Genomic DNA, 21,503 nt, shown 5'->3' on the forward strand with positions numbered 1-21,503 from the left:
CCCCCCCCCCCCCCCCCACTTCTCTCCCCACGTCATCTCCCCACCCATCTGTCCGAGACAGGGTGCAGCAGCGCCCGGAAGGAACACGATGTCCCAGAACACCCGCACCCAGGCCCTCACCGACTCCGGCGTCTCCATCTGGCTGGACGACCTCTCCCGTCAGCGGCTGAAGTCCGGTAACCTCGCCGAGCTCATCGCCACCCGCAACATCGTGGGCGTGACCACGAACCCCTCGATCTTCCAGGCCGCGATCTCCGGCTCCGACGAGTACGACGCCGACATCGCCGCCCTCGCCGCCGAGGGCAAGGACGTCGACGCTGTCATCGAGAAGCTCACCACCGACGACGTGCGCACCGCGGCGGACCTCTTCGCCGACGTCTACGCCTCCTCCAAGGGCTTCGACGGCCGCGTCTCCATCGAGGTAGACCCGCGCCTGGCCCACGAGACCGGGAAGACCATCGAGCAGGCCAAGCACCTGTTCGAGGTCGTCGGCCGCGAGAACGTGATGATCAAGATCCCCGCCACTGAGGCCGGCCTGCCCGCGATCACCGCGGTCATCGCCGAGGGCATCAGCGTGAACGTGACCCTCATCTTCTCGGTCGAGCGCTACCAGGAGGTCATCGACGCCTACCTGACCGGTCTCGAGCAGGCGGCGGCGGCCGGTAAGGACCTCGCGACCATCCACTCGGTCGCCTCGTTCTTCGTCTCCCGCGTGGACTCGGAGATCGACAAGCGCCTCGAGGCCCTCGGCGGCGAGGCGGAGACCCTGCGCAGCAGCGCCGGTGTCGCGAACGCCCAGGCTGCCTTCGGCGAGTACCTCACCGCATTCGCCTCGGAGCGCTTCGCGGCGCTCTCCGCCCAGGGCGCCAACGTGCAGCGCGCCCTGTGGGCGTCGACCGGCGTCAAGAACCCCGACTACCCGGATACGATGTACGTCGACCGCCTCGTCGCCGACCCGAGCGTGAACACCATGCCGGAGAAGACCCTCGAGGCCGCCGCCGACCACTCCGAGCCGGCCGCCGCGCTGTCCGCCGAGTCCGCGGCCACCGGCGAGTCCGTGCTCGAGCGCGTCGCCGAGGCCGGGGTCGACCTGGCCGATGTCTTCGCACTGCTCGAGCGCGAGGGTGTCGAGAAGTTCGAGAAGGCCTGGGAGGAGCTCATCGCGACCGTGTCGACCTCTGTCGACGCCGCGCGCGCCTGATCCCCTCCGCTCCACGAGCACGGTCCCGCCCCTTCCGGGCGGGCCGTGCTCTCGCCAGTCCGTGTCCGAGAAAGGACCATCGTGACCGATACCAGCACTCCCCCGTCCGGGACCGAGGGGCCGGAGGTCGACAATCCGCTGCGCGACCCGCGCGACCGTCGGCTGCCCCTGATCGCCGGGCCCTCCTCCATGGTGATGTTCGGCGTCACCGGCGATCTCGCCCGCAAGAAGCTGCTGCCTGCGATCTACGACCTCACCCACCGCGGGCTGCTGCCGCCGAGCTTCGGCCTCGTCGGCTACGGCCGACGCGACTGGTCCGACGACGACTTCGCCGACTACGTGCGCAAGAGCGTCTCCGAGCACTCCCGCACCGGCTTCTCGGAGAGCGTCTTCGAGCAGCTCCGCGGCGGGCTCCGCTTCGTCACCGGCACCTTCGACGACCCCGCCGCCTTCGAGCGGCTCACCGAGGTGGTCGGCGAGCTGGACCGCACCCGCGGCACCGGCGGCAACCACGCCTTCTACCTGTCGATCCCGCCGGATGCCTTCCCGCAGGTGTGCGAGCAGCTCGCGAACTCGGGCCTGAACACCCCGCGCGACGGCTCGTGGCGGCGCGTGGTCATCGAGAAGCCCTTCGGGCACGACCTCGCCTCGGCGCGCGAGCTCAACGACGTGGTCGAGAAGGCGTTCCGCCCCGAGGACGTCTTCCGCATCGACCACTACCTGGGCAAGGAGACGGTGCAGAACATCCTCGCGCTGCGCTTCGCGAACCAGCAGTTCGAGCCCGTGTGGAACGCGAACTACGTCGACCATGTGCAGATCACGATGGCCGAGGACATCGGCATCGGCTCCCGCGCCGGCTACTACGACGGCATCGGCACCGCCCGCGACGTCATCCAGAACCACCTCCTGCAGCTGCTCGCGTTGACCGCCATGGAGGAGCCCGTCTCCTTCCGCGCCTCGGACCTCCGGGCCGAGAAGGAGAAGGTGCTCGCCGCCGTCGAACTGCCCGAGGATCTCGGTGCCCACACCGCCCGCGGACAGTACGTCGGCGGCTGGCAGGGCGGCGAGCAGGTGCGCCCCTACCTCGAGGAGGACGGCATCCCCGCGGATTCCGTCACCGAGACCTTTGCGGCGATGCGCCTGGACATCGCGACCCGTCGCTGGGCCGGGGTGCCCTTCTACCTGCGTGCCGGCAAGCGCCTGGGTCGCCGCGTCACCGAGATCGCGGTCGTGCTCAAGCGCGCCCCGTTCCTGCCGTTCCGCTCCACCGACACCGCGGACCTGGGCCAGAACGCGATCGTCATCCGTGTCCAGCCCGACGAGGGCGTGACCATGCGCTTCGGCTCCAAGGTCCCCGGCACCCAGATGGAGGTGCGCGACGTGACCATGGACTTCGCCTACGGCATGAACTTCACCGAGGAGTCCCCCGAGGCGTACGAGCGCCTGATCCTGGACATGCTGCTCGGCGATCCGCCGCTGTTCCCGCGGCAGAAGGAGGTCGAGCTCTCCTGGCGGATTCTCGACCCCATCACCGAGTACTGGGCCGAGAACCTGAAGCCCGCCCCGTACCGACCCGGCACCTGGGGCCCGGACACCGCCCACGAGATGCTCGCCCGCGACGGACGTACCTGGAGGCGACCGTGATCACCACCCTGCACGACACCACCGCCTCGGCCATCGACAAGAAGATGACCGAGATGCGGGAGACCTTCGGCGCGAACACCATCGGCCGGGTCCTCACGCTCATCATCATCGCCACCGGCGACCTCGAGGAGCCGCTCCACGCCGCGATCAGCGCGAGCCACGAGCATCCTGCACGGGTCATCGTGGTCGACACCGATCCCGAGGCCGAGAGCTCCGGGCTGGACGCCGAGATCCGCGTGGGCCGCGACGCCGGTGCCGGGGAGATCGTGATCCTCCGCGCCCGCGGCGAGATCATGAGCTCCCTGGACACCCTGGTGATGGCGCTGCTGCTGCCGGATGCGCCGATCGTCACCTGGTGGCCCGAGAACGCGCCCTCCTCCCCCGTCCACGACGTGCTCGGCTCCATGTCGCAGCGGCGCATCACCGACGCCGCCGCCTGCGAGTCCCCCGTCGCGACCCTGAAGCGTCTCCGCCGCGGCTACGCGAGCGGCGACTCGGACCTCGCCTGGTCGCGCCTGACCCGCTGGCGGGGCCTGCTGGCGAGCGTCTTCGAGGTGCCGCCGGTCTCCGTGCCGCAGCGCATCGAGGTCTCCGGCGCCGCCGAGAACCCCTCGGTGGTGCTGATGTCGGCCTGGCTCGAGCACGCCCTCGGGATCGAGGCGGAGATCGTCGAGCCGACCGGCGAGGGCAAGGACATCCCCGGCGTGCACGGGGTGCGCTTGCACCGCGCCGACGGCACCATCGAGTTGACCCGCGTGAGCGACGAGGCGATCGTCATGACCCTGCCCGGGGACGACAACCGCCAGCACGTCACCATGCCGCGCCGCAGCCTCGACGAGCTCCTCGCCGAGGAGCTGCGCCGCCTGGATCCCGACGAGGTGTACGGGGAGGTGCTCGCGAGCGCCTTCACCGGCATCGACGATTTCGCGACCTATGCCTCGGGCAAGCCCGAGCCGACCGACACGGTCGTCGCCGACGCCGCCGCGGTGGCCGAGGCCGCCGCGACCGACGTCGCCGCTCGGCTGGCCGAGGCGCAGTCCGAGCGGACGGTCGCGCACCTGGTCGTCACCGGCGGCACCGTCGGCACGGCGACCGCGGCGGCCCTGCCCGCGGCCCTCTCCGCCGCCGGGGTGGACGCCGCTCGCCTGCATCTCTGGTGGGGCGACGAGCGGTACGTCGACCCCGACTCCGACGAGCGCAACGAGGTCGCCGTGCGGGCGGGCCTGATCGAGCCGCTCCTCGCGGCCGGGCTGCTCCCCCGCAACGTGCATGTGATGCCCTCCCCCGCCGACGGCATGTCCCTCGACGAGGCGGCCGCCTGGTACGGACAGCAGCTCGACGCGGCGGGCGGCGACGAGCCGTTCCGCACCCGGGGACGCGCGTTCTTCGACGTGCTCCTGCTGGGCGTCGGGCCCGACGGTCACGTCGCCTCGCTGTTCCCGGAGCACCCGGACCAGCAGCAGGCCGGTGCCAGCGCGATCCCCGTCACCGACTCCCCGAAGCCGCCGGCCTCCCGGATCTCCCTGACCTGGCCGGTGCTGAACTCGGCGCGTCACGTGGGTCTCCTGGTCGCCGGTGAGGAGAAGGCCGCCGCCGTAGCCGCGGGTCATGGCGAGATCTCCCCCTGGACGGTCCCGGCCTCCGCGGTGCGCGGTCTCGAGTCGACCACCTGGTACCTCGACGAGGCCGCGGCCTCGCAGCTCGCGAAAGACTGAGACCGGCGGGCAGGGTCCGTTCGCGCACCGAGCCCCACCCGACCTGCCCGACGGGGCGGCTCCCACCCGGGAGCCGCTCCGTCGGCGTCCAGGCACCCTCGCCTCTCGCGAAACTTCCGCAGACTGGGGGGAATAGCGCGCGAAGACCCCCAGAAGTGCGGACGTTCTGCACCGACTCGGTGCCTTACCCCGCCCCGGCGCCACGTCGCCCAGGCCCCACCCCGTCCCGGCCCCCGCTCCCGGGGCGCATGCCCGTCCTCGGACATGACGAAGCCCCCGCGATCGGCGGGGGCTTCGTGAACTTCGGGGGCTGGCGCGAGGGACGCCGCGGCCTCAGATCAGGCGCTCGATGATCCCGAGGCCGATGCAGCACAGGCCCCAGATCACGGCCATCGTCACGGTGAGCCGGTTGAGGTTCCGCTCCGCCACACCCGAGGCGCTCGCGGAGGCGGAGACACCGCCGCCGAACATGTCGGAGAGCCCACCGCCGCGTCCCTTGTGCAGGAGCACGAGCATGATCGCGAGCAGGCCGCTGACGACCATCACGATCTGGAGGATGAGCTTCAGGAGGGACAGATCCACGGGGGACGACACCTTCCGGGTGGGGGACGGACCGATCCAGGATACGGCACGGGCCGGACCTCGAGAGGTCCGGCCCGCGTGGGGAGGCTCTCGCCGCGGCTGCGGCACCCGGAGCCCCCAGGATCAGCCCTGGATCAACTCGGCCGATCTCCTACCGCTCGTACCTCGCAGTACGTCGATCAGCCCTGGTAACCCGCGATCTTGGCGAACTCCTCGGCCTTGAGCGAGGCGCCGCCCACGAGGGCACCGTCGACGTCGGGCTTCTCCATCAGCTCGGCGACGTTGGAGGACTTGACGCTGCCGCCGTAGAGGACACGCACGGCGTCGGCCGCGGTGTCCCCGTGCTTCGCGCGGACCCACTCGCGGATCGCGGCGCAGACCTCCTGCGCATCGTCCGGGGTGGCGACCTCGCCGGTGCCGATGGCCCACACGGGCTCGTAGGCGATGACGCTCACGGCGACCTGCTCGGCGGTGAGGCCCTCGAGGCCGCCCTCGACCTGGGCGAGGGAGTACTCGACCTGCTTGCCGGCCTGCCGCTCCTCGAGCGGCTCGCCGACGCACAGGATCGGGGTGAGGCCCGCGGCGAAGGCGGCCTTCACCTTGGCATTCGTGAGCTCCTCGGTCTCGCCGTGGTACTGGCGGCGCTCCGAGTGGCCGATCGCCACATAGGTGCAGCCCAGCGCCGTCAGCATCTGGCCGGAGATCTCGCCGGTGTAGGCGCCGGACTCGTGCGCGGAGAGGTCCTGGCCGCCGTAGGCGATCGGGAGCTTGCCGGAGTCGACCGCGACCTGCACGGTGCGGAGGTCCACGAACGGGGGCAGCACCACGGTGTCGACCTTGCTGGTGTCGACGTCTTTCAGCTGCTCGCCGAGCTCCTCGACGAGGGCCAGGCCCTGCTTCCAGTCGAGGTTCATCTTCCAGTTGCCCGCCATGAGCGGGATGCGGGTGGTCACTTGGAGCCCTCCTCGAGGATCGCGATGCCCGGCAGTTCCTTGCCCTCGATCAGCTCGAGGCTCGCACCGCCGCCGGTGGAGATGTGCGAGAAGCGCTCCTCGTCGACGCCGAGGAGGCGCACGGCCGCGGCGGAGTCCCCGCCGCCGACCACGGTGTAGCCCGGCGCGTCGGCCAGGTGTTCCGCGACGGCACGGGTGCCGGCCGCGAAGGTCTCGAACTCGAACACGCCCATCGGGCCGTTCCAGAACACGGTCTTGGCGTCCGCCATCTTCTCGCCGAAGAGCTCGGCCGTCTTCGGGCCGATGTCCATGCCCTCCTGGTCCGCCGGGATCCCGTCGGCCGGGACCACGGTCGCCGGAGCATCCGCCGAGAACTCGGGGGCGACGACGGTGTCCACCGGCAGCACGAGCTCGACGCCGTTGGCGGCGGCGCGCTCGAGGTACTCGCGGACGACCTCGACCTTCGACTCGTCCAGCAGCGACTTGCCGACCTCGTGGCCCTGCGCCTTCTGGAAGGTGTAGGCCATGCCGCCGCCGATGAGGAGGCGGTCCGCCTTCGAGAGCAGGTTGTCGATCACGGCGAGCTTGTCGGCGATCTTCGCGCCGCCGAGCACCACCACGAAGGGGCGCTCGGGCTCGTCGGTGACCTTGCGCAGCGCCTCGACCTCGCGCAGCACCAGCTCGCCGGCCGCGGCCGGGAGCAGGGTGGCGAGCTCGTACACGGAGGCCTGCTTGCGGTGCACGACGCCGAAGCCGTCCGAGACGAAGGCGTCGCCGAGGGCGGCGAGCTGCTCGGCGAAGGCGAGGCGCTCGGCGTCGTCCTTCGCGGTCTCGCCCGCGTTGAAGCGCAGGTTCTCGAGGATCGCGACGCGGCCGTCCTCGAGGCCGTCGACGACCGAGCGCGCGGACTCGCCCACGGTGTCCGTCGCGAAGGCGACCTCCTGGCCGAGGAGCTCACCGAGGCGGGCCACGACGGGGCGCAGCGAGTACTTGTCCTCCGGCGCGCCCTTCGGGCGACCCAGGTGGGAGATCACGACGACGCGGGCGCCGCCCTCGACCAGCCGGGTCAGGGTGGGCAGCGCGGCACGGATGCGGCCGTCGTCGGTGATGGTGGTGCCATCGAGCGGCACGTTGAGATCAGCGCGGACGATGACGCGCTTGCCGCGCACGTCGCCGAGCGATTCGAGGGTCTTGAGCACTGGTGCTTCCTTTACTGAGTGGAAGGGGCCCCGCCGGGGCCGGGGGCTCGCCCGCCCGCGGCGAGGAGCCGTGACGAGAGGAGCCCGCCGGGCGCCGACCCTACGGGGTGGCGCCGGCGGGCTCCTGAGCTGTCCAGCTCGTCGAGGGACGAGGAGGTCAGAGGGACTTGCCGACGAGCTGCGAGAGCTCGACGAGGCGGTTCGAGAAGCCCCACTCGTTGTCGTACCAGGCGAAGATCTTCACGAGGTTGCCGTTCACCTTGGTGAGCTGCGCGTCGAAGATCGAGGAGTGCGGGTCGCCCTCGATGTCCTTGGAGACGATCGGGTCCTCGGTGTAGCGGAGGATGCCCTTGAGCGGGCCCTCGGCCGCCTTCTTCACCGCGGCGTTGATCTCCTCGATGGTGACCTCGCGGGACGCCTCGAAGGTGAGGTCGGTGATCGAGCCGGTGGGGACCGGCACGCGCAGCGAGTAGCCGTCGAGCTTGCCCTTGAGCTCGGGGAGCACGAGCGCCACGGCCTTGGCCGCACCGGTCGTGGTGGGGACGATGTTCAGGGCGGCGGCGCGTGCACGGCGCGGATCCTTGTGGGGGCCGTCCTGGAGCACCTGGTCCGAGGTGTAGGCGTGGATGGTCGTCATGAGGCCCTTGACGATGCCGAACTCGTCGTTGAGGACCTTGGCCACCGGCGCGAGGCTGTTGGTGGTGCAGGACGCGTTGGAGACGATGTGGTGGTTGGCGGGGTCGTAGTCGCCCTCGTTCACACCGATCACGAAGGTGGCGTCCTCGTTCTTCGCCGGGGCGGAGATGATGACCTTCTTGGCGCCGGCCTCGATGTGGGCCTTGGCCTTCTCGGCGTCGGTGAAGATGCCGGTGGACTCGATGACGACGTCCGCACCGATCTCGCCCCACGGGATGTTCTTGGGGTCGCGCTCGGCGTACGCCTTGAAGGTGTTGTCGCCGACGGTGATCGAGGTCTCGTCGTGGGAGACGTCGTAGGGCAGCACGCCGCCGATCGAGTCGTACTTGATCAGGTTCGCGAGCGTGGCGTTGTCGGTGAGGTCGTTCACACCGACGATCTGGATGTCTGCCTTCTGCTCGAGCGCGGCGCGCAGGAAGTTGCGGCCGATGCGACCGAACCCGTTGATTCCGACCTTAATGGTCACGGTTCCTCCTAGATTCACAGGTCCTCTGTGAAATATGAACACTGGCGCGCACGCCCTCGTACGCTCGGACGGCGCCGGATGTGACCGACGACCGCTGTGATCCTATCAATGCCCGGCGTCGGGTGACGGGGGCAACTGGTCCTCGTCCACTCCGTGTTCGGTCCCGGGGATGCCGAGCTCCTCCGCCTGCTTGTCCGCCATGGCGAGCAGGCGCCGGATACGACCGGCCACGGCGTCCTTCGTGAGCGGCGGGTCGGCGAGCCGTCCGAGCTCCTCGAGGCTCGCCTGACGGTGCTCGAGCCGGAGACGTCCGGCGTGCCCGAGATGCTCGGGGACCTCGTCGCCGAGGATCTCCAGCGCCCGCTGGACCCGCTGCCCGGCGGCCACCGCGGCCCGCGCCGAGCGGCGGAGGTTCGCGTCGTCGAAGTTCGCCAGCCGGTGCGCGGTGGCCTTGACCTCCCGCTTGGTCCGACGGTCCTCCCAGGTGAGGACGGTGTCGTGGGCACCCATCCGGGTGAGCAGGGCGGAGATCGCGTCGCCGTCGCGCAGCACCACGCGGTCCGCTCCGCGGGCCTCGCGCGCCTTCGAGGCGACGCCCAGGCGGCGCGCCGCGCCGACCATCGCCAGCGCCACCTCCGGCCCGGGGCAGGAGAGCTCGAGCGCAGAGGCGCGGCCCGGCTCGGTGAGGGTCCCCCGGGCGAGGAAGGCCCCGCGCCAGGCGGCCTCCGCGTCGGCGATCGCCCCGCCGACGACGAAGGGCGGCATCCCGCGCACCGGGCGCCCCCGGGCGTCGAGGAGTCCCGCCTGCCGGGCGAGCATGCCGCCCTCGCGGTCCACCCGGACCAGGTAGCGGGTGGTGCGCCGGATGCCCGAGGGGGCGAGGACCGCCAGCTCGGCCCGGTGCCCGTACATCTCGGCGATGATCCCGTGCAGTCGGCGCGCGACCGCCGCGGAGTCCAGCTCCGCCTCGACCACGACCCGGCCGGCGACGAGATGGAGCCCGCCCGCGAACCGGAGCATCGCCGCCGCCTCGGCCTTGCGCGCTGAGGGCCGGGTCACCTCGAGGTGGCTGAGCTCCTCCTTGGCCTCACCGGTCAGCGCCATGGGGGTCCTCCTGGGGGGTGTCGGCGGACTCGACGTCGCCATAGGCGTCGTCGAACAGGTCGCGATACGCGGCGGCGAGGCGCACCGGGTCGTGATGGGGTGTGCCGTCGCCGACGCTCACCTGGCGCAGCAGGGCGCGGATGCCCCGCTGACCGGCGGCCTCGGCGAGGCCGAGCGCGTCCTCGAGGACGGAGGGATCAGCGAGCAGGGCGTCGAAACGGATGCCCGGCGCGATCTCGAGCAGCACGTCGAGCATGTCGAGGCTGGTCATGCCCTCCGCCTCCTGCGCGCCGCTGGAGAGGTTGGTGGTGATGCAGCGCCGCGCCGACGTGGTGCGGATCGCCTCCGCGATCTCCGGGATCATCAGGTGCGGCATCACCGAGGTGTACCAGGACCCCGGCCCGACGATGACCCAGTCGGCCCGCTGGATCGCCTCGATCACCTCCTCGGGCACCCGGGGGCGCGGCGGGTCCAGCCGCACCTCCTCGACGCAGCCCTCCGCCGTGGCGACCTGCCACTGGCCGGAGATGGTGCGCAGGGTGCCGTCGGCGCCGCGCACGTCCGCCTCGATGTCGAGCGGGTCCAGCGCCATGGGCAGCACGCGGCCCCGGGCACCGAGGAGCGCCGCCATCTGCTCGAGCCCCTCCACGGGGTCGTCGAGGATCTGCCAGAGGGCGACGATCAGGAGGTTCCCGAGGGCGTGCCCGTCCAGCTCGCCGTCGGTCTGGAAGCGGTGCTGGATGACATCGCCCCAGATCGATCCCCAATCGGAGTCCTCGCACAGGGCGGCGAGGGCCATCCGCAGGTCGCCCGGGGGCAGCACCGGCATCTCGGTGCGGATGCGGCCGGAGGAGCCGCCGTTGTCGGCGACGGTGACCACCGCGGTGATGTCGTCGGCCAGCAGACGCAGGGCGCGCAGGTTCGCGGCGAGGCCGTGGCCGCCGCCGAGGGCGACGACCCGCAGTGGGCGGTCCGGGGCGCCGCGGCCACCGCGGCGGGCGCGCAGCGAGCGGCCGGGGACGAGCGGCGTGCTGCCGCGTCGGGAGCGGGGGGCGATGCTCATTCGCGCCCCAGATCCCGGTGACGGATGCGCACGGCGTGGCCGGCGCGGCGCAGCTCGTCGCCGATCCGCTCGCTGACCGCGACGGAGCGATGCTTCCCGCCGGTGCAGCCGATCGCGAGAGTGGTGAAGTGCTTGTTCTCGGCTCTGTAGCCGCGCAGCACGGGGGTGATCATCTCGAGGTAGCGGTCCACGAACTCCGCGGCATTGGCGTCGGAGAGCACGAAGTCGGCGACCTCGGGGTCGGTGCCGCGCTTCGGCTTCAGCTCCGGCACCCAGTAGGGATTGGGGATGAAGCGCACGTCGCTGACGTGATCGGCCTCGAGCGGAATGCCGTACTTGAAGCCGAAGGAGAGCATCGTGACGGTCAGCCGCTGCTCCTGCACCGTCCCGAAGACGGTGCGCATCTTCATCGTCAGCTGGTGGACGTTGAGCGGGGAGGTGTCGATGACCAGGTCGGCCATCCGACGATAGGCGGCGAGCATCTCGCGCTCGCGGCGCATGCCCTCGAGCACGCCCTCCTCCCCGGCGAGGGGGTGGGGGCGGCGCACCGAGTCGAAGCGGCGCACGAGCGTGCTCTCGTCGGCCGTGAGGAACAGCAGGCGCACCCGGTGCTGGGTGCGGCGCAGCTCCGCGACCACGTCCCCGAGCTCGGAGAAGAACGGGCCCGAGCGGGGGTCGACCACCACGGCGACGCGGTAGTCGCGACCCTTCGCGGAGGCCTGCAGCTCGAGCATCGCGGGGATCAGCTGCGGGACGATGTTGTAGACGACGTACCAGCCCATGTCCTCGAGGGCGTGGGCGGCCGTCTCCCGGCCGGCGCCGGCGAGACCGGTGATGATCACGACGTCACCGTGCGGATCGCCCTCCTCGTCGCGGTCCCATGCGTGGTCGGGCGCGGACGGGTGCGGGGGCTCAGCCCGCGAAGCGCGCTCCGGGGGTTCTTCCGAGCGGTTCTGCGCGGGCGGGGCGGGGTCGATCGGCGGGACGGGATCCGTGCCGTCGCGGGACTCCTCAGCGGTCACCGGGGGCTCCTTCCGAGTCGGGGTCCGGGGCGGCGGCGCGGGCCGTCGGCTCCCGGTCGAGGATCTCGCCGGTGGCCATGTCGATGACCACGTCGAGCCCCTGGTCCTCCGGGGCCGCCCCCTCGTCGGAGGCGACCGCTGCCTCCTCGGATGTTAGCGCGGCCAGGATCGACGCGGCGAGTGCGGGACCGATCCCGTCGACCTCGACGAGGTCCTCCTCACGCGCCGCCCGGATCGCCGAGACCGTCACGAAGCGGTCCAGCAGGGCGCGACGGCGCGCCGGTCCCAGCCCGGGGATGCCGTCGAGGGCACTGGCCTGCATGGCACGCCCCCGCTTGGACCGGTGGAAGGTGATCGCGAAGCGGTGGGCCTCGTCGCGGAGACGCTGCACGAGGAACAGCGCCTCGCTCGTGCGCGGCAGGATCACCGGGTACTCCTCCCCCGGCAGCCAGATCTCCTCGAGCCGTTTGGCGATGCCGGCGAGGGCGATGTCGGTGATCCCGAGGTCGTCCATGGCGCGCTGGGCGGCCGCGACCTGGGGCGGTCCGCCGTCGACGAGGAGCAGCGAGGGCGGGTAGGCGAAGCGGCGGTGCCGTCCCGAGGTCGCGTCGTCGTCGGCCGGGTCCGGCGGATCGAGGTGGTGCTTGAGGCGCCGCGTGATCACGTCGTACATCGAGGCGGTGTCGTCGCGGGCGGCGGCGCCGGTCACGGAGTAGCGGCGGTACTCGCTCTTCTTGGGCAGACCGTCCTCGAAGACCACCTGGGAGCCGACCACGTTCGTGCCCTGCGAATGCGAGATGTCGAAGCACTCGATGCGCAGCGGGGCGTCGGCGAGTCCGAGCGCCTCGCCCAGGTCCTCGAGGGCCTTGGTGCGGGCGGTCAGGTCACCGGTGCGCTTCAGACGGTGGAGTCGCAGCGCCTCCGCGGCGTTCTCCGTGACCGTGGCGAGCAGGTCCTTCTTCTCCCCGCGCCGGGGGACGCGCAGGTCGACCTGGTGTCCGATCAGCTCGCGCACCTGCTCGAGGTTGGTGGGCAGGACGGGCACCAGCACCTCGCGGGGCGCGGAGCCCTCGGCGTAGAGGGTGGTGAGCGCGCGCTCGACCAGATCCGGGACCTCGGACTCGTCGAGGATCTCTGCGGTCCAGCCGCGCTGGCCGCGGATCCGGCCGCCGCGCACGTGGAAGACCTGCACCGAGGCCTCGAGCTCGTCCTGGACGAGGCCGATGAGGTCGGCGTCCGTCGCATCAGACAGCACGACGGAGTTCTTCGACATCACCGCGTCGAGGGCGGCGAGGTCGTCGCGCAGGGCGGCGGCACGCTCGTAGTCCATGGCCGCCGCGGCGTCGCGCATCTGCCGCTCGAGGCGGCGGGTGTAGGTCGCGGTGTTCCCAGCCATGAAGTCCGCGAACTGCTCGGCGAGCCGCCGGTGCTCCTCCTCGGAGATCTCACCGGTGCAGGGCGCGGAGCACTTCCCGATGAAGCCCAGCAGACAGGGCCGGCCGGAGCGCTCGGCGCGGCGGTAGACGCCCGCGGTGCAGGAGCGCACGGGGAAGACCCGCAGCATCAGGTCGAGGGTTTCCCGGATCGCGCCCACCTGCGGGTACGGCCCGAAGACGCGGTCCCCTTTGGGCCGGGGACGACGGGTGATGTGGACCCGCGGCACCTGCTCGCCCATCGTCAGCACCAGGTAGGGGTAGGACTTGTCGTCGCGGAACTTGACGTTGAACCGCGGGTCGAACTCCTTGATCCAGGTGTACTCGAGGGTGAGCGCCTCCACCTCGGTGCCCACGACCGTCCACTCGACGCTCGCGGCCGTGGTGACCATGCGCCGGGTCCGCTCGTGCAGGACTGAGAGATCCTGGAAGTAGTTGACCAGACGCTGGCGGAGGTTCTTCGCCTTGCCGACGTAGATCACGCGGCCGTGCTCGTCCCGGAAGCGGTACACGCCGGGGCGGGTGGGGATGTCCCCAGTCTTCGGCCGGTAGGTCGACGGATCTGCCATGCCTCAGCCTCGCACGGCGCGGCCGGAGCGTCCTGACTGCAGCAGCGGGGCGAGGAAGCGTCCGGTGTGGGAGTCGGGGTGCGCAGCGATCTCCTCGGGGGTGCCCGTCGCGACGATGGTGCCGCCGCCCGAACCGCCCTCGGGGCCGAGATCGATCACGTGGTCGGCCGTCTTGATGACATCGAGGTTGTGCTCGATGACGATCACCGAGTTCCCCTTGTCCACGAGTCCGCCGAGCACCTCGAGCAGCTTGCGCACGTCCTCGAAGTGGAGGCCGGTGGTCGGCTCGTCGAGCACGTAGATCGTGCGGCCGTTGGAGCGCTTGTGCAGCTCCGAGGAGAGCTTGACCCGCTGCGCCTCGCCGCCGGAGAGCGTCGTGGCGGATTGTCCGAGCTTCACGTAGCCGAGGCCCACGTCGACGAGGGTCTGCATCTGCCGGCGGATCGCGGGGACCGCGTCGAAGAACTCGAGCGCTTCCGCGATCGACATGTCGAGCACCTCGGCGACGTTCTTGTCCTTGAAGTGCACCTCGAGGGTCTCGCGGTTGTACCGCTTCCCGTGGCAGACCTCGCATTGGACGTAGACGTCGGGCAGGAAGTTCATCTCGATCTTCAGCGTGCCGTCGCCCGAGCAGGCCTCGCAGCGGCCGCCCTTGACGTTGAAGGAGAAGCGGCCGGCGGTGTAGCCGCGCATCTTCGCCTCGTGGGTCTGCGCGAAGAGAGTCCGCACCCGGTCCCACACGCCGGTGTAGGTCGCGGGGTTCGAGCGCGGAGTGCGGCCGATGGGCGACTGGTCCACGTGCACGACCTTGTCGAGGTGCTCGAGGCCCGTGACCCGCTTGTGCCGGCCGGGGACGATCCGTGCCCGGTTCAGCTCCTTCGCGAGCACCGCGTAGAGGATGTCGTTGACCAGGGAGGACTTGCCCGAGCCGGAGACGCCGGTGACGGCCGTGAGGACGCCGAGCGGGAAGGTGACGTCCTGGCCCTTCAGGTTGTTGGCGCGCGGGCCGACGACGGTCACGGTCCGGCCCGGGTCCAGGGGCCGGCGGGCGTCGGGCAGCGGGATCTCGAGGGCGCCGGAGAGATAGCGGCCGGTGAGGCTCTCGGGGTTCACCTTGAGCTCCTCGACGGTCCCGGAGTGGACGACCTTCCCGCCGTGCTCGCCGGCGAGCGGGCCGATGTCGACGACCCAGTCGGCGGCGTTGAGCGTGTCCTCGTCGTGCTCGACGACGATCAGGGTGTTGCCCAGGTCGCGCAGCCGCTCGAGCGTCGCGATGAGCCGCTCGTTGTCGCGCTGGTGCAGGCCGATCGACGGCTCGTCGAGGACGTAGAGCACGCCGACGAGCCCCGAGCCGATCTGGGTGGCGAGGCGGATGCGCTGCGCCTCGCCGCCGGAGAGGGTCGCGGCGGCGCGGGCGAGGGTCAGGTAGTCGAGGCCCACGTCGAGCAGGAAGCCGAGGCGGGAGCGGATCTCGCGCAGCACCTCGTCGGCGATCGCGGCCTCGCGCACGCCGAGCTCGAGGCCCTCGTGGAACGCGAGCGCGTCGCGGATCGACATGTCGGCGACCTCGGCGATCGACCTGCCGCCGACGCGCACGGCGAGCACCTCCGGCCGCAGGCGGGCGCCGCGGCAGGCGGGGCAGGGCACCTCGCGCATGAACTGCTCGTAGCGCTCCTTGGCCCAGTCGGACTCGGTGTCCGAGTGGCGGCGCTCGAGGAAGGTCATGACGCCCTCGAAGCCGGTCGAGTAGGTGCGCTCGCGGCCGAAGCGGTTGCGGTAACGGACGTGGACCTGGTGGTCCTTGCCGTTCAGCAGTGCTTCGCGGGCCCGCTCGGGGAGCGCGCGCCAGGGCACGTCCATCGAGAAGGACAGCTCCTCGGCGAGGGCCGCCATGACCTCCTGGTGGTGGTCGGTCGAGCCCATGGCCCAGGGGGCGATGGCGCCCTCGGCGAGGGTGAGGTCCTCGTCGGGGATCACGAGGTCAGGATCGACCTCGAGACGCTGGCCGAGGCCGGTGCACTCGGGGCAGGCGCCGTAGGGGGCGTTGAAGGAGAAGGTGCGCGGCTCGATGTCGTCGATCGAGAGCGGGTGCTGGTTGGGGCAGGCGCGCTTCTCGGAGAAGCGGCGGATGCGGTCCTCGTCGTCCTCGGGACGGTCCACGAACTCGACCAGCACGACGCCCTCGGCCAGACGCAGCGAGGTCTCGACGGAGTCGGTGAGCCGGCGGCGGGCGTCGGGCTTCGCGGCGAGACGGTCGACGACCACCTCGATGGTGTGCTTGTAGCGCTTGTCGAGGCTGATCTCCTCGTCGAGGCGGCGGGTCGCGCCGTCGATGCGGGCGCGCGCGTACCCCTGGGAGCGCAGGGAGGACAGCAGGTCCTGGTGCTCGCCCTTGCGCCCCTGGACCACGGGGGCCAGCAGCTGGAAGCGCGTGCCCTCCTCGAGACCGAGGAGAGTGTCCACGATCTGCTCGGCCGAGGAGGAGGTGACGACCTCGCCGCACACCGGGCAGTGCTGCACGCCGGTGCGGGAGAAGAGCAGGCGCAGGTAGTCGTAGATCTCGGTGATCGTGCCGACGGTCGAGCGCGGGTTGCGGTTGGTGGACTTCTGGTCGATCGACACCGCCGGGGAGAGACCCTCGATGAGGTCCACGGAGGGCTTGTCCATCTGGCCCAGGAACTGCCGGGCGTAGGCGGAGAGCGACTCGACATAGCGCCGCTGCCCCTCGGCGAAGATGGTGTCGAAGGCAAGGGAGCTCTTGCCCGAGCCGGACAGGCCGGAGAACACCACCAGCCTGTCGCGGGGGATGTCGATGTCGATGTTCTTGAGATTGTGCTCGCGCGCACCACGGACGACCAGCGATTCAGTCACCGGGCCATCGTAGTGGCGCACCCCGACCTTCGAACAGCTGTTCGGGGGAGAGCTGTGCGACATACCCTGGTCCCATGAGCCCCGAGTCCCCCGCCTCGCCCTCCCCCGCCCTCGCGCTGCGCTCGCTGTCCGTCGGCCCGATGGACAACAACGCTTACCTCCTCACCTGCCGGGCGACCGGCGCGCAGCTGTTGATCGACGCCGCCGCGGAGCCCGAGCGGCTGCTCGAGCTGATCGCCGCGGGTGCGGCCGACGGGCCCGAGGGCGCGTCCGACGCGGCGGCGGACCGCCTCGAGCGCGTGGTGACCACCCACCGCCACCACGACCACATCGGCGCCCTCGCGGCCGTCGTCGAGGCGACCGGCGCGCGCACCGCCGCCGGCGCCGAGGACGCCGAGTCGATCCGGGAGCAGACCGGGATCTCGATCGATGAGCCGCTGGCGCACGGCGACCGGGTGCGCGTCGGCGCGGCCGAGCTCGAGGTGATCGCGCTGCGGGGACACACCCCCGGCTCGATCGCGCTGCTGTGGCGCGGCGGGGAGACGGGTGACCATCTCTTCACGGGCGACTCGCTGTTCCCCGGCGGGGTGGGCAACACCCAGCAGGATCCCGAGCGCTTCGCCCAGCTCCTCGGCGACGTCGAGGAGCGCATCTTCGCGGTCCTGCCCGACGAGGTCCAGGTCCATCCCGGGCACGGAGCACCGACGACCCTCGGCGCCGAGCGCCCCGCGCTGCCGGCGTGGCGGGCCCGGGGCTGGTGAGCCAGATGGAGGCCGACAGACCGGTCTGGACCGCCCTCGGGCGGGCGGCCGACGGGCGGATAGCCCAGGTCGACCTCGCCGAGAACGGCACGGTCCTCGCGACCGCCTCTTTCGACCTCGAGGGACTTGCGGAGGCCGTCGCCGCGCACGAGGCCGCGGTCCGCCCGCGCTGGGTGCTCCCGGACGTGCGCACCTGGTATCCCCGCCTGCTGGCCGCCGGGGTGACCCTCGAGCGCTGCCTCGACCTGCGCCTCGTGCACCGGATCCTGCGCCATTCGCAGCTCGTCGCGGACGTCCGGGCGCTCCGCGCGGCGACCGCCTGGGACACGCCCGTCGATCCCGCGCCGGAGGTCGATCGGGGCGGGGAGGCGCTCTTCGATCTCGACCCGTCGGCCACGCGCGACCAGGGCGTGCCCCACGACATCGACGAGGTGCTCGCCGAGCTCGGCCGCCAGCGGGAGTCGCTCGACGGCGCACGGGACCCGGGCCGGCTGCGGCTGCTCGCAGCGGCGGAGTCCGCCGGGGCGCTGATCGCCGCCGAGCTGCAGGCCGCGGGCATCCCCTGGGACGTCGCCGAGCACGACCGCATCCTCACCGCGGCACTCGGCCCGCGCCCGGCCGCGGGCTCACCGCCCGCTCGGATGGCGGAGGTCGGGGCGGAGGTGCGCGCTGCCCTCGGGGATCCGCAGCTGTCCCTCGAGTCCCCGCCCCGTCTGCTGCGGGCCCTGCACCGGGCCGGGATCGACGTGCGCTCCACCTCGCAGTGGGAGCTGCAGGAGCAGGAGCATCCGGCGATCGAGCCGCTGCTGCACTACAAGAAGATGTCCCGCCTGCTGACGGCGAACGGCTGGACGTGGATCGACGAGTGGGTGCACGAGGGCCGGTACCGCCCGGTCTACGTGCCCGGCGGCGTGGTCACCGGACGCTGGGCGTCCAGCGGCGGGGGCGCCCTGCAGATCCCGCGGCAGCTGCGGCCCGCGCTGCGCGCCGATCCCGGCTGGATGCTGGTCAGCGCCGACGTGTCCCAGCTCGAGCCGCGGGTGCTCGCCGCCATGGCCGCGGACGAGGCGATGATCACCGCCGGCGCCGGCCGCGACCTCTACGCCGGCATCGTCGACGCCGGCATCGTCGCGACCCGGCAGGAGGCGAAGGTGGGGGTGCTCGGGGCGCTCTACGGGGGCACCACCGGGGACAGTGGGAGGGTCGTGCCGCGGCTGCGGCAGCGCTTCCCCGCGGCGATGGCCCTCGTGGACGGCGCGGCCGCGACCGGGGAGCGGGGCGGGACAGTGACCACGTGGCTCGGCCGCTCCTCCCCCGCCCCCGAGCAGGAGTGGACACGGGCCCAGGCCGCGGCGCACGGGGCCGACGCCCCCGCCGGGGAGGGCGAGCGGGCGCGGCGCGCCGCGCGGGACCGGGGGCGCTTCACCCGGAACTTCGTCGTGCAGGGCACGGCGGCGGAGTGGGCGCTGTCCTGGATGGCGGGACTGCGCCTCGCGCTGAGCCGCTTCGAGGAGGTGCCCGAGGGGCGGGCCGCCACGGCCTCCGGACCCGTCTTCGCGCGGCGGCCGCATCTGGCGTTCTTCCTGCACGACGAGGTGATCGTGCACGCCCCCGAGGAGCAGGCCGAGGCCGCCGCGGAGGCGATCCGCAACACCGCTCAGGCGGCGGGGCGGTTGCTCTTCCCCGGCAGCGCGATCGACTTCCCGCTGGACCTCACGATCACGGAGCGCTCGGCGGAGAAGTGAGCGGCGCCCCGGTGAGCGGCGCGGCGGTCAGCGGGCGCTGCGAATCTCGAGCGGATTGCCCTCGGGGTCCGCGAGGAGCCATCGCCCGGGCTCCACGCCCTCGAGGAGACTGCCCCCGGCGGCGAGGGACTGCTCGATCCGCGCGTGCACTGCCTCGGGAACCAGCTCGAGGACGGGCCAGGTGCGGCTGCGCTGTCGTCGCCGCGCCTCGTCGGCGGGATCGAGCTCCTGCAGCACCAGCACGGGCCCGAGGCGTCGGGGGTCGACGAGGTCGGTGACGCCGTCGCGCGGATCCCTCCGCCAGCCGAGCGCCGCCGCCCAGAAGTCGCGGACCGAGGCGACCTCCGCGGCGTCGAGGAACAGCTGGACGAAGCGCGGCATGTCGGGGACCGCGACGGCGCCGAGCCCGCGCGCGGCGGCCTGGATCCGGGCGGCCAGATCGAGGACGTCCATGCCTGCGGGGTGCACACCCTCCTCCCACTGGTCCTTGCCGCTGTCCAGGAGCACCAGCTCGGCGCGCAGGTCGACGAGGAGCGGCGCGCCGGCCTCCTCGGCGAGGGCCGCGGCGGCGGTGACCAGATCGGCCCGCGCCTCGGCGCTCGCCAGGCGGTAGCACGCCATGGCGGCGAACACCTGCCACCAATCCGCGGTCGGCGGCGTCCCGCCCAGCGGCGCGCCGGGCACCGCATCGATCTCGTTGCCGTCGGCATCGGCATGTCGCACGCCGTACGGTCCGCACGCTGGGCCCAGATCGAGGCCGGCCAGAACGGGCTCCGGCCGGACGACGTCGAGATGCAGGCGCTGACGGAGCGGCCGCGGGTCCACCGCGGTGCGCAGATGCAGTCGCGGGTTCCGCCGCAGCGGATCGATCAGCGTCCTGCCGTCCGCCGCCGCGTCCTGCGCCGCCGTGCCCTCCGAGGGGACGTAGCCGAGGGCGCTCCGCCAGAAGGGCTCGATGTCCCCGGGCCGGGGCGACTCGGTCACGAGGGAGAGCTCCTGCAGGACGCTCGGATCCGCGGGGAGTCCGAGCTCACGCGCCGTCGTCGAGACCCGGTCTGCAGCGTCGTCGGAGCGGACGCGCACCCTCAGCCCGGTGGATCGGAGGTCGCAGCCCAGGACGTCCGGGTCGGGTGAGAGCCGCGCGCCCAGCGCCGCGGACGCCGTGAGGGACGGCGCGGTGAACCATGCGGTCCGCACGCCGCCGAGCGTGCGCCAGTCCTCTGCATCCCCGCCGATGGTGGCCATGGCGGCAAAGCTACTGCCCGGCGCCGGGGGTCTCAAGGGGCCGTGACGGCACCCGAGAGCCGGGGGTTCCCGGTGCTCGCGCGGGGAGCGCCTCGAGCAGGGCCTACGCCTGCTTCGAGGGGTCGTCGCGGCCCGGGTCCCGGGTGTCGAGAAGAGTCAAGGCGAGGGTCACCGCACCGGTCGCGAGCCCGATCCACAGCCGGGGCGCCGGCACCTCCCGGCGTCGCAGGAAGCCCTCCACCCCACGGTCCAGGCGGAGGCCCGCCACGCCCGCCCCGACCATCAGGCCGCCGAGGGCGAGGGAGAGCGCCGCCTCGGGGACCGTCGGGGGCCGCAGTCCGTGCAGGATCGGATCGTCGTCGCCCGACGGGTCCAGGCGTCCCTGCTGAGCGAGGAGGCTGACACCGGTGGAGAGCACCGCGGGCAGCAGGACGTAGCCGGCCCGGACCGGTCGCGGCAGGCGGTGCACCGGGATCATCCCGAGGCCGGACGCGGCGGCAGTGCCCACGGCCAGGGAGAGGATGCGGATGCGCTGGGATGGTGTCACGTGGTCCTCCTCGTCGTCCTGCGGCATGGCATGAGCCGTCCGTGCGGGGCAGGTCCCTTCGCTCACCTCGCCGAGCAGGGTGCTGCGTGCCCTCGACGCTACCGGGACATCCGGTCCTCGACGGCCGACGATCGTCGGCCTCGGAGCACGACCTTCGCCGCCGCTCGCCGATGAGGGAGAATGACCTAATGCGCCTCTGGTCCCTGCACCCCCGTCACCTCGACCGCCAAGGGCTCACGGGCTGCTGGCGCGAAGCGCTGCTGGCGCAGGCCGTCCTGGCCGAGCGCACCCGCGGATACCGGTCCCATCCCCAGCTCGAGCGCTTCCGGGCACAGGCCGAGCCGCTCTCCGCGATCGGCGAGTATCTCGAAGCCCTCGCCGATGAGGCGTCGACCCGCGGCTACCGATTCGACCGCTCCCGCATCGATCGTCGGCCCGCCGGAACAAGGGGCGCGAGCTACTCCGACGTATCCGACGGGCTCGCGCTCGGCGGCGAGACGCCGAGGATCCCGGTCACCACCGGGCAGCTCGACCTCGAATGGCACCATCTGCTCCACAAGCTCGAGGCGCGCAGCCCCGAGCACTGGGATCGCGCGACCGCGCTCGGCGGACCGACAGTGCATCCGCTGTTCGAGGTGGTGCCGGGCCCCGTCGAGAGCTGGGAGCGTGCCGAGCTGGAGAGCTGAG

At 72.1% G+C, this 21,503-nt stretch carries 17 protein-coding genes; 6 read left to right on the forward strand and 11 right to left on the reverse strand.

Annotated features, from left to right (window positions below; translation table 11 throughout):
- The first annotated feature begins 88 nt into the window (after positions 1–88).
- From tal to pgl, 3 genes are all read left to right on the forward strand, one after another.
- The gene (tal, locus tag ACZCAH_RS03165; protein WP_464339679.1) at positions 89–1,201 is read left to right on the forward strand and encodes a transaldolase; all 1,113 of its coding nucleotides are present in this window, start codon (positions 89–91) and stop codon (positions 1,199–1,201) included.
- An 81-nt stretch (positions 1,202–1,282) separates the two neighbouring features.
- Positions 1,283–2,845 carry a glucose-6-phosphate dehydrogenase gene (zwf, locus tag ACZCAH_RS03170; protein WP_464339680.1) on the forward strand — a complete coding sequence of 521 codons (1,563 nt, stop codon included), beginning with the start codon at positions 1,283–1,285 and terminating at the stop codon, positions 2,843–2,845.
- Entirely contained in the window at positions 2,842–4,560 is a 1,719-nt protein-coding gene (pgl, locus tag ACZCAH_RS03175; RefSeq protein ID WP_464339681.1) for a 6-phosphogluconolactonase, read from the forward strand. Before zwf ends, pgl begins: the two co-directional genes overlap by 4 nt.
- A 333-nt stretch (positions 4,561–4,893) precedes the next feature.
- Here pgl and secG read toward each other — a convergent pair whose 3' ends face one another.
- The 9 genes from secG to uvrA form a co-directional block, all read right to left on the reverse strand.
- Positions 4,894–5,136 carry a preprotein translocase subunit SecG gene (gene secG, locus ACZCAH_RS03180; RefSeq protein WP_464339807.1) on the reverse strand — a complete coding sequence of 81 codons (243 nt, stop codon included), beginning with the start codon at positions 5,134–5,136 and terminating at the stop codon, positions 4,894–4,896.
- Between the two features lie 185 nt (positions 5,137–5,321).
- On the reverse strand, positions 5,322–6,095 hold the full coding sequence (gene tpiA, locus ACZCAH_RS03185; protein WP_464339682.1) for a triose-phosphate isomerase: 774 nt from the start codon (positions 6,093–6,095) through the stop codon (positions 5,322–5,324).
- Positions 6,092–7,294 carry a phosphoglycerate kinase gene (locus tag ACZCAH_RS03190; protein ID WP_464339683.1) on the reverse strand — a complete coding sequence of 401 codons (1,203 nt, stop codon included), beginning with the start codon at positions 7,292–7,294 and terminating at the stop codon, positions 6,092–6,094. The genes tpiA and ACZCAH_RS03190 overlap by 4 nt, the downstream gene beginning before the upstream one ends.
- Positions 7,295–7,451: 157 nt before the next feature.
- The gene (gap, locus tag ACZCAH_RS03195; RefSeq protein WP_329746767.1) at positions 7,452–8,456 is read right to left on the reverse strand and encodes a type I glyceraldehyde-3-phosphate dehydrogenase; all 1,005 of its coding nucleotides are present in this window, start codon (positions 8,454–8,456) and stop codon (positions 7,452–7,454) included.
- A 105-nt stretch (positions 8,457–8,561) separates the two neighbouring features.
- Entirely contained in the window at positions 8,562–9,560 is a 999-nt protein-coding gene (whiA, locus tag ACZCAH_RS03200) for a DNA-binding protein WhiA (protein ID WP_464339684.1), read from the reverse strand.
- Positions 9,544–10,623, reverse strand: a complete 1,080-nt coding sequence (locus ACZCAH_RS03205) for a gluconeogenesis factor YvcK family protein (RefSeq protein WP_464339685.1) — start codon at positions 10,621–10,623, stop codon at positions 9,544–9,546. The genes whiA and ACZCAH_RS03205 overlap by 17 nt, the downstream gene beginning before the upstream one ends.
- Positions 10,620–11,465: an RNase adapter RapZ gene (gene rapZ, locus ACZCAH_RS03210; RefSeq protein ID WP_464339808.1), complete on the reverse strand. Its 846-nt coding sequence runs from the start codon at positions 11,463–11,465 to the stop codon at positions 10,620–10,622. The genes ACZCAH_RS03205 and rapZ overlap by 4 nt, the downstream gene beginning before the upstream one ends.
- Positions 11,466–11,634: 169 nt before the next feature.
- Positions 11,635–13,647: an excinuclease ABC subunit UvrC gene (gene uvrC / locus ACZCAH_RS03215; RefSeq protein WP_464339686.1), complete on the reverse strand. Its 2,013-nt coding sequence runs from the start codon at positions 13,645–13,647 to the stop codon at positions 11,635–11,637.
- A 3-nt stretch (positions 13,648–13,650) separates the two neighbouring features.
- Positions 13,651–16,518, reverse strand: a complete 2,868-nt coding sequence (gene uvrA / locus ACZCAH_RS03220) for an excinuclease ABC subunit UvrA (RefSeq protein WP_464339687.1) — start codon at positions 16,516–16,518, stop codon at positions 13,651–13,653.
- Between the two features lie 74 nt (positions 16,519–16,592).
- On the opposite strand from uvrA, the gene ACZCAH_RS03225 reads away from it, so the two are divergent.
- A complete protein-coding gene (locus ACZCAH_RS03225; protein WP_464339688.1) occupies positions 16,593–17,279 on the forward strand; it encodes an MBL fold metallo-hydrolase in 687 nt (228 codons plus the stop codon).
- Between the two features lie 5 nt (positions 17,280–17,284).
- Positions 17,285–19,024 (forward strand): bifunctional 3'-5' exonuclease/DNA polymerase, encoded by a 1,740-nt coding sequence (locus ACZCAH_RS03230; RefSeq protein WP_464339689.1) that lies wholly within the window; start codon positions 17,285–17,287, stop codon positions 19,022–19,024.
- A 27-nt stretch (positions 19,025–19,051) separates the two neighbouring features.
- On the opposite strand, the gene ACZCAH_RS03235 is transcribed toward ACZCAH_RS03230, so the two are convergent.
- Entirely contained in the window at positions 19,052–20,269 is a 1,218-nt protein-coding gene (locus ACZCAH_RS03235) for a VOC family protein (RefSeq protein WP_464339690.1), read from the reverse strand.
- Positions 20,270–20,372: 103 nt separating this feature from the next.
- A complete protein-coding gene (locus ACZCAH_RS03240) occupies positions 20,373–20,843 on the reverse strand; it encodes a hypothetical protein (RefSeq protein ID WP_464339691.1) in 471 nt (156 codons plus the stop codon).
- Positions 20,844–21,004: 161 nt separating this feature from the next.
- Here ACZCAH_RS03240 and ACZCAH_RS03245 point away from each other — a divergent pair, with 161 nt between their 5' ends.
- The gene (locus ACZCAH_RS03245; RefSeq protein ID WP_464339692.1) at positions 21,005–21,502 is read left to right on the forward strand and encodes a pyrimidine dimer DNA glycosylase/endonuclease V; all 498 of its coding nucleotides are present in this window, start codon (positions 21,005–21,007) and stop codon (positions 21,500–21,502) included.
- Position 21,503 lies beyond the last annotated feature (1 nt).

Source organism: Brachybacterium sp. B718/18, assembly GCF_055454375.1.